This is a genomic window from Actinacidiphila sp. bgisy167, assembly GCF_057707665.1.
In genome coordinates this window covers 1-13,889 of record NZ_JBYIQP010000117.1, presented here as the reverse complement: position 1 = coordinate 13,889, position 13,889 = coordinate 1, and the positions used below count along the sequence as shown (strand labels likewise).

12 protein-coding genes and 1 riboswitch are annotated in these 13,889 nt (G+C 70.8%); of the genes, 11 read left to right on the top strand and 1 reads right to left on the bottom strand.

Annotated elements, in window-relative coordinates:
• Positions 1-108 precede the first annotated feature (108 nt).
• The 10 genes from clsA (at position 109) to AC3ET4_RS28595 (ending at position 10,348) form a co-directional block, all read left to right on the top strand.
• Positions 109-717 carry a cardiolipin synthase ClsA gene (gene clsA, locus AC3ET4_RS28640; protein WP_431954493.1) on the top strand — a complete coding sequence of 203 codons (609 nt, stop codon included), beginning with the start codon at positions 109-111 and terminating at the stop codon, positions 715-717.
• Positions 718-859: 142 nt separating this feature from the next.
• Complete coding sequence (locus AC3ET4_RS28635) at positions 860-3,355, top strand: sugar phosphate nucleotidyltransferase (RefSeq protein ID WP_431954491.1); 2,496 nt, start codon at positions 860-862, stop codon at positions 3,353-3,355.
• 94 nt (positions 3,356-3,449) lie between these two features.
• The gene (locus tag AC3ET4_RS28630; RefSeq protein WP_431954489.1) at positions 3,450-4,391 is read left to right on the top strand and encodes a DUF881 domain-containing protein; all 942 of its coding nucleotides are present in this window, start codon (positions 3,450-3,452) and stop codon (positions 4,389-4,391) included.
• Positions 4,388-4,720, top strand: coding sequence for a small basic family protein (locus AC3ET4_RS28625; RefSeq protein WP_003984969.1), 333 nt, complete (start codon positions 4,388-4,390; stop codon positions 4,718-4,720). The genes AC3ET4_RS28630 and AC3ET4_RS28625 overlap by 4 nt, the downstream gene beginning before the upstream one ends.
• A gap of 7 nt (positions 4,721-4,727) precedes the next feature.
• Positions 4,728-5,726: a DUF881 domain-containing protein gene (locus AC3ET4_RS28620; RefSeq protein ID WP_431954483.1), complete on the top strand. Its 999-nt coding sequence runs from the start codon at positions 4,728-4,730 to the stop codon at positions 5,724-5,726.
• Between the two features lie 111 nt (positions 5,727-5,837).
• Positions 5,838-6,659 (top strand): double zinc ribbon and FHA domain-containing protein, encoded by an 822-nt coding sequence (locus AC3ET4_RS28615; RefSeq protein ID WP_431954497.1) that lies wholly within the window; start codon positions 5,838-5,840, stop codon positions 6,657-6,659.
• A gap of 17 nt (positions 6,660-6,676) precedes the next feature.
• The gene (ftsR, locus tag AC3ET4_RS28610) at positions 6,677-7,423 is read left to right on the top strand and encodes a transcriptional regulator FtsR (protein ID WP_431954481.1); all 747 of its coding nucleotides are present in this window, start codon (positions 6,677-6,679) and stop codon (positions 7,421-7,423) included.
• Between the two features lie 88 nt (positions 7,424-7,511).
• Positions 7,512-7,985: a bifunctional nuclease family protein gene (locus AC3ET4_RS28605; RefSeq protein ID WP_093716750.1), complete on the top strand. Its 474-nt coding sequence runs from the start codon at positions 7,512-7,514 to the stop codon at positions 7,983-7,985.
• A 192-nt stretch (positions 7,986-8,177) separates the two neighbouring features.
• Positions 8,178-8,801 carry a MerR family transcriptional regulator gene (locus AC3ET4_RS28600; RefSeq protein ID WP_431954479.1) on the top strand — a complete coding sequence of 208 codons (624 nt, stop codon included), beginning with the start codon at positions 8,178-8,180 and terminating at the stop codon, positions 8,799-8,801.
• Positions 8,802-8,893: 92 nt separating this feature from the next.
• Complete coding sequence (locus AC3ET4_RS28595) at positions 8,894-10,348, top strand: DNA polymerase IV (RefSeq protein ID WP_431954495.1); 1,455 nt, start codon at positions 8,894-8,896, stop codon at positions 10,346-10,348.
• Here the strand turns inward: AC3ET4_RS28595 and AC3ET4_RS28590 are convergent.
• Positions 10,261-10,641, bottom strand: coding sequence for a PRC-barrel domain-containing protein (locus AC3ET4_RS28590; RefSeq protein ID WP_431954477.1), 381 nt, complete (start codon positions 10,639-10,641; stop codon positions 10,261-10,263). The two genes, AC3ET4_RS28595 and AC3ET4_RS28590, sit on opposite strands and share 88 nt — an antisense overlap.
• A 101-nt stretch (positions 10,642-10,742) precedes the next feature.
• Positions 10,743-10,847, top strand: a riboswitch (glycine riboswitch).
• A gap of 157 nt (positions 10,848-11,004) precedes the next feature.
• Between AC3ET4_RS28590 and gcvP the strand changes: the two genes are divergently transcribed.
• Positions 11,005-13,889, top strand: a 2,885-nt coding sequence (gcvP, locus tag AC3ET4_RS28585; protein ID WP_431954475.1) for an aminomethyl-transferring glycine dehydrogenase, incomplete at its 3' end; no start/stop codon positions are given.

The following is a 13,889-nucleotide window of genomic DNA, read 5'->3' as shown; positions in this document are numbered from 1 at the left end:
ACGCCCGTCGTCGGAGCCTTTTTACAGGCCCGGCGGCGGGCTTTTTCATGCCCTGATGTAAAGTCGGGTGGAATCATCGGAGCGTACGTACAACAGGAGGGACCCCCGGTGGAGGTCCAGGAGACAAGGGTGCAGACGGATCGCGTCTTCACGATCCCCAACATCCTGAGCATGGCACGGCTGTTGGGCGTGCCAGTGTTTCTGTGGCTCATCCTGTGGCCCGAGTTCGGCGGTCCGAAGGTCGACGGCTGGGCGCTGCTCGTGCTCGCCCTGAGCGGCATCAGCGACTACCTCGACGGGAAGCTGGCGCGTCGCTGGAACCAGATCAGCAGCCTCGGCCGGGTACTGGATCCGGCCGCGGACCGCCTGTACATCGTCTCCACGCTCGTCGGCCTCACCTGGCGCGGGATCCTACCCTGGTGGCTGACGGCCATCCTGGTGGCCAGGGACGCCGTCATGGGCGTGATGATCCTGGTCATGCGCCGGCACGGGTGGGGTCCGCCGCAGGTCAACTTCATGGGCAAGGCCGCCACCTTCAACCTCATGTACGCCTTCCCACTTCTGCTGCTGAGCGACGGCGACGGGTGGCTGAACACGCTCGCTGCTATTTTCGGATGGGCGTTCGCCGGATGGGGTACAACGCTGTATTGGTGGGCAGGGATCCTCTACGTGGTCCAAGTCCGCCGACTTGTCAGGGCGGACGCCACGGCCGACTGAGCCCGCGTACGCGGCAGGAGAGCTTCCGGCCGGTACCCCGCGTGTGACCGGCGGTCCGGGGGAACGCGTGGTCCGTCCGCGCGACACACGCACGGGTGAACGTCGGCAAGACAGCCGTCTCTTTGAGGAGGACGCTTCCGACATGAAGGCCGTCGTGATGGCCGGCGGCGAGGGCACACGCCTTCGCCCGATGACCTCGAGCATGCCCAAACCGCTGCTGCCGGTCGTGAATCAGCCGATCATGCAGCATGTGCTCAAGCTGCTCAAGCGGCACGGTCTGACCGAGACCGTGGTGACCGTCCAGTTCCTCGCCTCGCTCGTCAAGAACTACTTCGGCGACGGTGAGGAGCTCGGCATGGAGCTCACCTACGCGAACGAGGAGAAGCCACTCGGCACCGCCGGCAGCGTCAAGAACGCCGAGGACGCGCTCAAGGACGATGCGTTCCTGGTGATCTCCGGTGACGCCCTGACCGATTTCGATCTCACCGAGCTGATCAACTTCCACAAGGAGAAGGGCGGGCTCGTCACCGTCTGCCTGACCCGGGTGCCCAACCCCCTGGAGTTCGGCATCACCATCGTCGATGAGGAGGGCAAGGTCGAGCGCTTCCTCGAGAAGCCGACCTGGGGCCAGGTCTTCTCCGACACCGTGAACACCGGCATCTACGTCATGGAGCCCGAGGTCTTCGACTACGTCGAGCCCGACGTCTCCGTGGACTGGTCCGGTGACGTCTTCCCGCAGCTGATGAAGGAAGGCAAGCCCATCTACGGCTACATCGCCGAGGGCTACTGGGAGGACGTCGGCACCCACGAGAGCTACATCAAGGCGCAGGCCGACGTCCTGGAGGGCAAGGTCGACGTCGACATCGAGGGCTTCGAGATCTCGCCAGGGGTCTGGGTCGCCGAGGGCGCGGAGGTCCACCCGGAGGCGACGCTGCGCGGTCCCCTCTACATCGGCGACTACGCCAAGGTCGAGGCCGGCGCCGAGCTGCGCGAGCACACGGTGATCGGCTCCAACGTCGTGGTGAAGTCGGGCGCCTTCCTGCACAAGGCCGTCGTCCACGACAACGTCTACATCGGGCCCCAGACCAACCTCCGCGGCTGCGTCATCGGCAAGAACACGGATGTCATGCGCGCGGCGCGGATCGACGACGGCGCGGTCATCGGCGACGAGTGCCTGATCGGCGAGGAGTCGATCATCGCGGGCGACGTCCGGGTGTATCCGTTCAAGACCATCGAGGCCGGCGCCTTCGTGAACACGTCGGTCATCTGGGAGTCCAGGGGCCAGGCGAACCTCTTCGGGGCGCGGGGCGTCTCCGGCATCCTCAACGTCGAGATCACCCCGGAACTCGCCGTGCGCCTCGCGGGCGCGTACGCGACGACCCTCAAGAAGGGCGCCACCGTCACCACCGCCCGCGACCACTCCCGGGGCGCGCGAGCGCTGAAACGTGCCGTGATCTCGGCGCTCCAGGCCAGTGCGATCGACGTCCGGGACCTGGAGAACGTGCCGATGCCCGTGGCGCGGCAGCAGACCGCCCGCGGCAGTGCCGGCGGCATCATGATCCGGACGAGCCCGGGCATCCCCGACTCGGTCGACATCATGTTCTTCGACGAACGCGGCGCCGACCTGTCGGCCGCGGGGCAGCGCAAGCTGGACCGGGTCTTCGCGCGCCAGGAGTACCGGCGTGCGTTCCCCGGTGAGATCGGCGACCTGAACTTCCCGTCGAGTGTCTTCGACTCCTACACCGGCGCGCTGCTGCGGGCCGTGGACACGTCGGGCATCGCCGAGGCGGGTCTCAAGGTCGTGGTGGACGCCGCGAACGGCAGCGCCGGCCTGGTGCTGCCGAGCCTGCTCGGCCGACTCGGGGTGGACTCACTGACGATCAACCCCGGACTCAACGAGGCCAGACCGACGGAGACCGCGGACAGCCGGCGGGCCGGCCTCGTCCGGCTCGGGGAGATCGTGGCGTCCTCGCGAGCCGCCTTCGGTGTGCGCTTCGACCCGGTGGGCGAGCGGCTGTCGCTGGTGGACGAGCAGGGCAGGATCATCGAGGACGACCGGGCCCTGCTGGTCCTGCTCGACCTGGTCGCCGCCGAGCGCCGCAGCGGCCGGGTGGCGCTCCCGGTGACGACGACGCGCATCGCCGAGCAGGTCGCCGCGTACCACGGCACGCAGGTGGACTGGACGACGACCTCGCCCGATGACCTGACCCGGGTCGGCCGGCAGGACTCGACCATCTTCGGCGGGGACGGCAAGGGCGGTTTCATCGTCCCGGAGTTCAGCAGCGTCTTCGACGGCGCGGCGGCCTTCGTGCGGCTGATCGGCCTGGTGGCCCGTACCCAGCTCACACTGAGCCAGATCGACGCGCGCATTCCGCGTGCCCACGTCCTCAAGCGGGACCTGGCGACGCCGTGGGCGGTCAAGGGCATGGTCATGCGCCGCGTGGTGGAGGAGGCGGGCGACCGCTCCGTCGACACCACCGACGGCGTGCGCGTGGTCGAGGCGGACGGCCGCTGGGTGATGGTGCTGCCCGACCCGGCCGAGGCGGTGACGCACCTGTGGGCGGAGGGCCCGGACGACGCCTCCGCGCAGGCACTGATCGAGGAGTGGTCGGGCATCGTGGACAGCGCGGGCCGCTGAGCCCGGCGCGGCCACCGCTCACGGAACCCTGCCGGCGCGGCGAACGGCGCGTCGGCAGGGGCCCGTTCCAGGCCGTCGGCGAGGACGTGCGACGATGTGCGGCATGTCGCAGCAGCACCCCGATCGGAGCAGCGCCCCTGCCAGGGCGGTGAACCGCCGTCCGGACGCCTCCATGTCGCTGCTGACCAACGTCATGGAGCACAGCCTCGACGACGGATACGCCGAGGCCGCCGCCCGCCGGGGTGCGACGGGGACCTCCCGACTGCCCGGAACACTGCGCGGCCGTCTGGTGCTCGCCCTGGGGCTGGTGCTGGCCGCCGTGGTGGTCACCGTGGGCGCGGCGCAGACACGCGTGGCGGCCCCCACACTGGCCAAGGAGCGGCAGAAGCTCATCGACCGCATCGAGACCGAGACCCGTGCCGCCGACGATCTGCAGAAACAGGTCGACGAACTGCGCGACGACGTGGCGGCCAGGCAGCGGCAGGCGCTCAAACACCAGGACGGCGACGCCGAGCGCGTGGCGCTGCTCGCCGGGGCGACGCCCGTCACGGGACCGGGCATCCGACTGGAGGTCGACGACGCCAAGGGGTCCTCGGCGGGCGGCGGCAGCGATCCGCGCACGACCAGCGACTTCTCCGACACCGGCCGCGTCCGGGACCGGGACATGCAGCGCGTCGTGAACGGCCTGTGGGCGTCGGGGGCGGAGGCGATCTCCATCAACGGGCAGCGGCTGACCTCGTTGTCGGCCATCCGCGCCGCGGGTGACGCCATACTGGTCGACAACCGGCCGCTGGTACCGCCCTACATGGTTCTGGCCATCGGGGCTCCCCAGAAGCTGAGCACGTCCTTCCAGGACAGTGCGGACGGGCAGTACCTGCATGTCCTGGAGGAGAACTACGGGATCCGCGCGCGCATCTCCGAGCGGGAGAAGCTGGAACTGCCCGCGGCTCCGAGTCTGATCATCCGCTCCGCGACCCCGGTCCCGCCGACCGGGCCGTCGCCGGGCGCATCCGGAAGTGGGAAGGGTACGAATTGATCGCCGTACTGGGCCTGATCGTTGGAGTGGTGGTGGGCCTGGTGGTCCGCCCCGTCGTGCCGACGGTGGTCGAGCCCTACCTCCCGATCGCCGTGGTCGCCGCGCTCGACGCCGTCTTCGGCGGTCTGCGGGCTATGCTCGACGGGATCTTCGACGACAAGGTCTTCGTGGTGTCCTTCCTCTCCAATGTCGTCGTGGCGGCGCTGATCGTCTTCCTGGGTGACAAGCTGGGGGTGGGCGCGCAGCTCTCCACAGGCGTGGTCGTCGTCCTCGGCATCCGGATCTTCTCCAACGCCGCGGCGATCCGCCGCCATGTCTTCCGGGCGTGACAGCACGATGAGTGACGAGAACGACCAGACGCCTGAGCACCTGCCGGACGGTCCGGAGCGGCCGGAGTCGCCGCGCCCCGGTGCCCCGGAAACCTCCGGCGAGCCGCGCAGGCCGGCCGAGGGTGCGGAGCCCGAGCCGCCCGCGCGGCCCTCCCCGCCGCAGCGCCCGGAGCCGCCCGCTGCCGGGCCGACGCCGGCCGTCGGGCCGACGGAGGGCCGGCGGCAGCCGTCGGCGGACACGGGGGAACGCGAGGGACCTGAGGGACCCGAGGGCGCAGCGCCCGCCATGACCGGCCGTCAGCGCCTGGCGGCGGGGCTGTGGCCGCCGCGGGTGTCCCGCGCCCAGTTGATCGTCGCGCTGCTGCTGTTCGTGCTCGGGCTCGGTCTGGCCATCCAGGTCCGCTCCACCAGTGACACCGGCGCTCTGCGCGGCGCCCGCCAGGAGGACCTGGTGCGCATCCTGGACGAGCTGGACAACCGCTCGCAGCGACTGGGCGACGAGCGGCGGCGCTTGGAGGAGCAGCGCACGGAACTGGAGAACAGCTCCGACCAGGCCGAGGAGGCCCGCAAGCAGACCGAGCAGAAGGCCGAGCAACTCGGGGTGCTGGCCGGCACGGTCGCCGTCGAGGGGCCCGGGATCACGCTCACCGTCACGGACCCCCACCACACGGTCGAGGCGGACATGCTGCTCGACGCGCTCCAGGAGCTGCGCGCCGCGGGAGCGGAGGCGATCCAGATCAACGACGTGCGCGTCGTGGCCGACACGTACTTCACCCAGGGGTCGGGCGGTGTGCGGATCGACGGGCACAAGGTGAACGCGCCGTACCGGTTCAAGGTCATCGGTAATCCACAAGATCTTGAACCCGCCCTGAACATCCCGGGAGGCGTGGTACAGACTCTGGAGAAGGAGCAGGCCACAGCGGATGTCGCGCGATCGGAGAAGATCGTTGTCGATGCCTTGCGGCCGTCGGAGCAGCCTGACTACGCTCAGTCGTCAACCCGGTGAGGCCGGGACGCGTGGGGTGTGCGGGGGAGGGCAGCAGAATGCGGGGGGTCGCCGCACCGCCGGGGTGGTGCGTGAGAGAAACTGTGTGTTGGTCGTGACTGAGGGTTCGTCCTGCCCCACGGGCGGGTCTGTGTCGTTCAAGGGGAATCGCCCGTGAAGTTGTTCGGTAAGTGGTTCGGCAAGAGTTCGCGTCCGGCTGGTGACAGCCCCACGGCGCGTCACCGCGCGCCGCGGCACGCGCAGGGGGAGGAGCAGAGCGAGGAGCGCCCGCTGTTCCGTGACGGCGTCGCTGCTCCGGGTGGTGACATTTCGGGCGGTCCTGGCGCGGTTTCTGTTGACCCTGCGGCTGCGGGGCGCATAGGTTTCCAGCAACCATCAGCCTCTGTCACGGGTGGAGGGTCCTTGCCGGTCTGTGCGCGGTGCGGGTTCCAGAACGCGGAAGCGAGCCGCTTCTGCTCCAACTGCGGCGCGCCGTTGCGTGCCGGAGTGCCGTCCGAGCGCGCCTCCGAGACCACGTCCACGATCTCCATCTCGGGGATCGAGGCGTACGAGGCGGAGGCGACGGGACAGACCGCGCTGCCGGCGCTGTCCCCGGAGGCCCAGGCGGCGGTCGACGCGCTACCCCCGGGCTCCGCGCTGCTCGTCGTGCGCCGTGGTCCCAACTCGGGGAGCCGCTTCCTCCTGGACGGTGAGCTGACGACGGCCGGCCGCCACCCGGAGAGCGACATCTTCCTGGACGACGTCACCGTCTCGCGGCGCCACGTGGAGTTCCGGCGCGCACCTGACGGTTCCTTCACCGTCTCCGACGTCGGCAGCCTGAACGGCACCTACGTCAACCGGGAGCGGATCGACTCGGTGACCCTGTCCAGCGGCGATGAGGTGCAGATCGGCAAGTACCGACTGGTCTTCTACGCGAGCCAGTGGGGCGCCTGACCCGCGAGGGAAGGTTCATGCTTCGTACACCGTCGGGCGGTGCCGGCAACGGCACCGCCACCGCGGACGACCGGCTGCTGAGCATCGGAGCGGTGCTCAACGAGTTGCGGGAGGAGTTCCCCGAGGTCACCATCTCCAAGATCCGCTTCCTGGAGGCGGAGGGGCTGGTGGAGCCGCAACGCACCCCCTCGGGGTACCGGAAGTTCACCGTCCGGGACGTGGAACGGCTCGGGCACGTGCTGCGCATGCAGCGCGACCACTACCTGCCGCTCAAAGTGATCCGCGACCACCTCGACGCCCTCGATCGCGGGGAACCCCTGCCGCTGCCGTCCCCGGCCTCCGGGGAGTCCAGGGAGCTGCTCGAGGTCGGCACGGTGGAACGGGAGGCGCCGGCGGCGCTGCGCATCGGCAGGGAGGAACTCCTGGCCGCCACGGGCGCCGAAGCGGACGAACTCGCCCAGTGGGAGGCGTACGGCCTGGTGGAGGCCGGCCCTGAGGGCGACTATGACGCCGAAACGGTGAACATCGCAAAGATCGTGGCCGATCTCGGCCGTTTCGGGCTCGAACCGCGCCATCTGCGCGCGGTGAAGGCGGCCGCCGATCGTGAGGCCGGGCTGGTGGAACAGGTGGTCGCGCCCCTGCGCAGGCACCGCAATCCGCAGACCAGGACGCACGCGGAGGCCACCGCGCGGGAGCTGGCGGCGCTGTCGGTGCGGCTGCACGCGGCGCTGGTGCAGTCCGCGCTCGGGGTGCGGCTCTTCTGAGCCGGTACGGCCCGGACGCGCCCATTCGGCGACCGGCCGGGCCCGTCCCGACTACCCAAACCTGCCGGGCACGGCCTAGGGTTGCTGTGTGAACGAGCTCGACGTCGTGGGTGTCCGGGTCGAAATGCCCTCCAACCAGCCGATTGTGCTCCTGCGCGAAGTGGGGGGCGACCGCTACCTGCCCATCTGGATCGGGCCGGGGGAAGCCACCGCCATCGCTTTCGCGCAACAGGGCATGACTCCCGCGCGGCCGCTGACCCATGATCTGTTCAAGGACGTGCTCGAGGCCGTCGGCCAGACGCTGACCGAGGTCCGGATCACCGATCTGCGCGACGGCGTCTTCTACGCCGAGCTGGTCTTCGCCAGCGGCGTGGAGGTGAGCGCCCGTCCCTCGGATGCCATAGCGCTCGCGCTGCGTACCGGAACCCCCATCTACGGGAGCGACGGTGTGCTGGACGACGCCGGCATCGCCATCCCCGACGAGCAGGAGGACGAGGTCGAGAAGTTCCGCGAGTTCCTCGACCAGATCTCGCCCGAGGACTTCGGCACCAGCAACCAGTGAAGGCCCGCGGGGGCCATCCGAGCAGCCGTACCCCCACCGTGGACACGGGAAACCACCTTTGGGGCTGATATCACTCGGCGTGCCGAGCGTGGCGATCGTTGACGCACCCGGAGTGACTGCCTACCGTCGAGAGGGAAAGTCCCGATGGCACGTGCGCGTGCCCTGAGGGGTGCGAAGGGACGGGAGGTCGGCGTGAGAAGCACCGGCGACGGTACGGCCTTCGGCGGCCCGTATCCGATGCGCGGGGCCCTGGCCCGCAACGCCGCGGCGCCCCCCGGAGGGGGCTCGGGGGACACCTCGGGACAGCTTCCGGAGGGGGCCGGCGACAAGGTCGGCTACCGCGGGCCCACCGCCTGCGCGGCCACCGGAATCACCTACCGCCAACTGGACTACTGGGCGCGGACGGGGCTCGTGGAGCCGAGCATCCGCCCCGCGTACGGCTCGGGGACGCAGCGGCTGTACAGCTTCCGCGACGTGGTGGTCCTCAAGATCGTCAAGCGGCTCCTGGACACGGGGGTGTCGCTGCAGAACATCCGCACCGCCGTGCAGCACCTGCGCTCCAGCGGGCCGGCCGAGCTCACCCGCATGACGCTGATGAGCGACGGCGCGACGGTGTACGAGTGCACCTCCCCGGACGAGGTCGTCGACCTCCTCAAGGGCGGTCAGGGAATCTTCGGTATCGCCGTGGGCGTGGTGTGGCGGGACGTCGAGGGCGCTCTGTCGCAGCTGCACTCCGAGCGGGTCGACACGGGGGAGACGCTGGTCGGCCACAATCCGGGCGACGAGCTGGCGCGGCGCCGCAACCGCGCGGGCTGAGCGGTCGCGACACCACACCCGTCCGCAGCACCCGTCCGTCCGCCGTACAGGTGTACGGCGGATGTCGGACCGGTGGTGCACCATCGGTGACTGTGAGAAGCGCGCCGACCATCCTGCACCTGGACATGGACGCGTTCTTCGCCGCCGTGGAGCAGGCGGCGAAGCCGAGTCTGCGGGGGAAGCCGGTCGTCGTGGGGGGCCTCGGGCCCCGTGGCGTGGTGGCGACCGCGTCGTACGAGGCCCGGGTGCACGGTGTGCACTCGGCGATGGCGATGGCGCACGCCCGCCGGTTGTGTCCGAACGCCGCCTACCTGGTGCCGCGCTTCGCCGTGTACCGGCAGATCAGCGATGTGGTGATGGAGTTGCTGTCGCGGTTGTCACCGCTGGTCGAGCCGCTCAGCCTGGACGAGGCCTTCGTCGACCTGGAGGCGGGCGGCATCGCGGACGACCCGCGTGCGGTGGGGGAGCGGCTGCGAAGTGACATCAGGGCGGCGACCGGCCTCACCGGCTCGGTGGGGCTGGCGGGCTCCAAACTCCTGGCCAAGATCGCTTCGGAGCGGGCCAAGCCGGACGGGCTGGTGGTCATCGAGCCGGGCACCGAGCGCGAGCTGCTGGCCCCCTTGCAGGTGCGCACGCTGCCCGGGGTGGGGCCCGCGACGGCGGAGCACCTGCGACGGGCCGGCATCCTCACGGTCGGCGAGGTGGTGGAGGCGGGGGAGGCCGAGCTCGTCCGGCTGCTCGGCAAGGCGCACGGGGCCCATGTGCACCAGATGGCCCTGGGGATCGACGAGCGGCCCGTGGTCGCCGACCGCGAGAGCAAGTCGATCTCGGTCGAGGACACCTTCGACGTCGACCTCACCGACCGGGTGCGCGTCCGGCTCGAGGTGGACAGGCTGGCCGACCGCTGTGTGCGCAGGCTGCGCTCCGCGGGCCGTTCGGGCCGCACGGTGGTGCTGAAGGTGCGGCGGTACGACTTCACGACGCTGACCCGTTCGGAGACCCTGCGCGCCCCGACGGACGACCTGGCCGTGGTCCGGGAGACAGCGGCGCGCCTGCTGGAGGCCGTCGACATCACGGGCGGCGTCCGGCTGCTCGGAGTCGGCGTCGCCGGACTCGCCGACTACACGCAGGAGGACCTCTTCGCCCAGGCGGCGGAACGGGAGGAGGAAGCGGCGGGTGCGCTGGAAGGGACCTCGGAGGGAGCGCCGGAGGCGTCGGCGCCGGGCGCCCCGGAGCCGGGGGCCGTGGAGCGGCGCTGGATGCCGGGCCAGGACGTACGGCACAGCGAGTACGGCGCCGGGTGGGTGCAGGGCAGCGGGGTGGGCCGGGTCACCGTCCGCTTCGAGGAGCCGGGCTCGGCGGCGCCGGGGCGCGTGCGGACCTTCGCGGTGGGCGATCCGGAGCTGGAGCCGTCGGAGCCGCTGCCGCTGGTGCCACCGGATCAGCCGCCGTCGCGATGTCAGCTGTCGCCTGCCAGCGTGCCGAAGTCGCGGTCCGGCGGCGGTTCCGGCACGGGACCGGACAGGGAGGGCCCGCTCATGCCGTAGTGGTGGTAGAGCTGGAGCTCCTGTTCGGGGGAGAGGTGCCGGCCCACGCCGAAATCGGGGGCGTCTTTGATCAGTGCCTTGTCGAACGGCACGCGCAGTTCCTCGCCGGTGAACTCGCTCGGGTCCAGGGGCACGAACGCGTCGCGGCTGAAGAGACCGGTGCGCACCGCGGCCCATTCGGGCTCCCCGGTGGCATCGTCGAGGTACACCTCGTCGATGATGCCGATCTTCACTCCGTTGCGGTCGAAGGCCCTGCGTCCGATGAGGCTGCGCGGATCGATACCGGTCTGCACGGTCCCTCCAACTGGTCGCGTTTAATCCTATTTAGGCATGAAAGGTGGCAACTGTCACATGCCCCCTCACCGGACCGCGCTGGTAGGCTGAAGGCGGCTGCTGACCCCTTGCGGGAGAGTCCCGGCGACGCGGTGAACCGCACGCCGGGCGCCGAAGGAGCAAACCCTCCCCGGAATCTCTCAGGCATCCGTACCGCAGGGGTGAGGTCACTCTGGAAAGCAGGAACGGGCGCCGCACCCCTGTGCGCGTTCGCGTCCTCACCGACGGTGAAAGCCGCCCCGGCGTGTGCGGGACGGTGAAGCTCTCAGGTTCAGATGACAGAGGGGGAGGCCGTGTCGCGCCAGACCAGGAGGCCTCCGCAGATGACCGCCAACCGCATACCACTCTCCGAGCTGGAGCGCGGCATCCCCTTCGAGCAGCGCCACATCGGGCCCGACGCCGGTGCGCAAGCCAAGATGCTCGCGCAGGTCGGCTACGGCTCGCTGGACGAGCTGACCTCCGCCGCCGTCCCGGACGCCATCAAGAGCGCTGAAGCGCTCGGCCTGTCCGACGCCCGCACCGAGCCCGAGGTGCTCGCCGAGCTGCGCTCGCTCGCCGACCGCAACCAGGTGCTGCGGCCCATGCTCGGCCTCGGCTACTACGGCACCTTCACCCCGCCGGTCATCCTGCGCAACGTCATGGAGAACCCGGCCTGGTACACGGCGTACACGCCCTACCAGCCGGAGATCTCGCAGGGCCGCCTCGAGGCCCTGCTCAACTTCCAGACAGTCGTCGCCGACCTCACGGGGCTGCCCACCTCCGGCGCCTCGCTGCTCGACGAGGGCACGGCCGCCGCCGAGGCGATGGCGCTGGCCCGCCGCGTCGGCAAGGTCAAGGACGGCGTCTTCGTGATCGACGCCGACACCTTCCCGCAGACCGTCGCCGTCATCGAGACCCGCGCCGAGCCCACCGGTGTCGAGGTGGTGGTCGCCGACCTCAGCCAGGGCATCCCGGCGGAGATCGCCGAGCGCGGCGTCTTCGGCGTGCTGCTGCAGTACCCGGGTGCCTCCGGCGCCGTGCGCGACCTGAGGCCGGTTATCGAGCAGGCCCACGGGCTCGGCGCCGTCGTCACCGTGGCCGCCGACCTGCTGGCCCTGACCGTGCTCACCTCCCCCGGCAAGCTCGGCGCCGACATCGCGGTCGGCACCACGCAGCGATTCGGCGTGCCCATGGGCTTCGGCGGCCCGCACGCGGGGTACATGGCCGTCCGCGACGCCTACGCCCGCAGCCTGCCGGGCCGACTGGTCGGCGTCTCCGTCGACGCCGACGGGAACAAGGCCTACCGTCTCGCGCTGCAGACCCGCGAACAGCACATCCGCCGCGAGAAGGCCACCAGCAACATCTGCACCGCGCAGGTGCTGCTCGCCGTCATGGCCGGCATGTACGCGGTCTACCACGGCCCCGACGGACTGGCGCAGATCGCCCGCCGCACCCACCGCTACGCCGCGCTGCTCGCCGCGGGCCTGCGCGCCGGCGGCGTCGAGGTGACCACCGGCGCCTTCTTCGACACCGTCACGGCCCGGGTGCCAGGCCGTGCCGCCGAGGTCGTGGCCGCCGCCCACAAGGCCGGGGTCAACCTGCGCCAGGTCGACGCCGACCGGGTCGGCATCGCCTGCGACGAGACCACCGGCCGTGCCGACCTCGCCGCGGTCTGGGGTGCCTTCGGCGTCACCGCCGACGTCGAGACCCTGGACGCGGCCACCGAGGACGCGCTGCCCGCCGCCCTGGTCCGCGAGGTTGACTACCTGACCCACCCGGTCTTCCACCAGCACCGCTCCGAGACCGCGATGCTGCGCTACCTGCGCCGTCTCGCCGACCGCGACTACGCGCTCGACCGCGGCATGATCCCGCTGGGCTCGTGCACGATGAAGCTCAACGCGACCACCGAGATGGAGCCGGTCACCTGGCCCGAGTTCGGCGCGCTGCACCCCTTCGCGCCGGCCGACCAGGCCGAGGGCTACCTGACCCTCATCCGCGAACTGGAGGAGCGCCTCGCCGAGGTCACCGGCTACGACAAGGTGAGCCTCCAGCCGAACGCCGGCTCCCAGGGCGAGCTCGCCGGTCTGCTGGCCGTCCGCGCCTACCACCGCGCCAACGGCGACTCCCAGCGCACGGTCTGCCTCATCCCCTCCTCCGCCCACGGCACCAACGCGGCCAGCGCCGTGATGGCCGGCATGAAGGTCGTCGTGGTGAAGACGGCCGGCGACGGTGAGGTCGACGTCGAGGACCTGCGTGCCAAGATCGAGCAGCACCGCGACGAGCTCGCCGTGCTCATGGTCACCTACCCGTCCACGCACGGCGTCTTCGAGGAGCACATCGCCGACATCTGCGCCGCGGTGCACGACGCCGGCGGCCAGGTCTACGTGGACGGAGCGAACCTCAACGCCCTGGTCGGTCTGGCGAAGCCGGGCCACTTCGGCGGCGACGTCTCGCACCTGAACCTGCACAAGACCTTCTGCATCCCGCACGGCGGCGGCGGCCCCGGCGTCGGCCCGGTCGCCGTCCGCGCCCACCTCGCCCCGTACCTGCCCAACCACCCGCTCCAGCCGTCCGCCGGCCCGGAGACGGGCGTCGGCCCGATCTCGGCGGCGCCCTGGGGCTCGGCCGGCATCCTGCCGATCTCCTGGGCGTACGTACGGCTCATGGGCGGCGAAGGCCTCAAGCGCGCCACCCAGGTGGCGGTGCTGAGCGCGAACTACATCGCCAAGCGCCTGGAGCCGCACTTCCCGGTGCTCTACACCGGCCCGGGCGGGCTCGTCGCGCACGAGTGCATCATCGACCTGCGCCCGCTGACCAAGGAGACGGGCGTGACGGTCGACGACGTCGCCAAGCGCCTGATCGACTACGGCTTCCACGCGCCGACGATGTCGTTCCCGGTGGCCGGGACGCTGATGATCGAGCCGACCGAGAGCGAGAACCTCGCGGAGCTGGACCGCTTCTGCGACACGATGATCGCGATCCGCGGCGAGATCGAGCGGGTCGGCTCGGGGGAGTGGCCCGCGGAGGACAACCCGCTGCGCAACGCCCCGCACACGGCGGCGGCCCTGGGCGGCGACTGGGAGCACCCCTACTCCCGTGAGGAGGCCGTCTTCCCCGCCGGTGTGTCGGCCGCGGACAAGTACTGGCCGCCGGTCCGCCGCATCGACGGCGCCTTCGGCGACCGCAACCTCGTCTGCTCCTGCCCGCCGCTGGACGAGTACGACGCGTA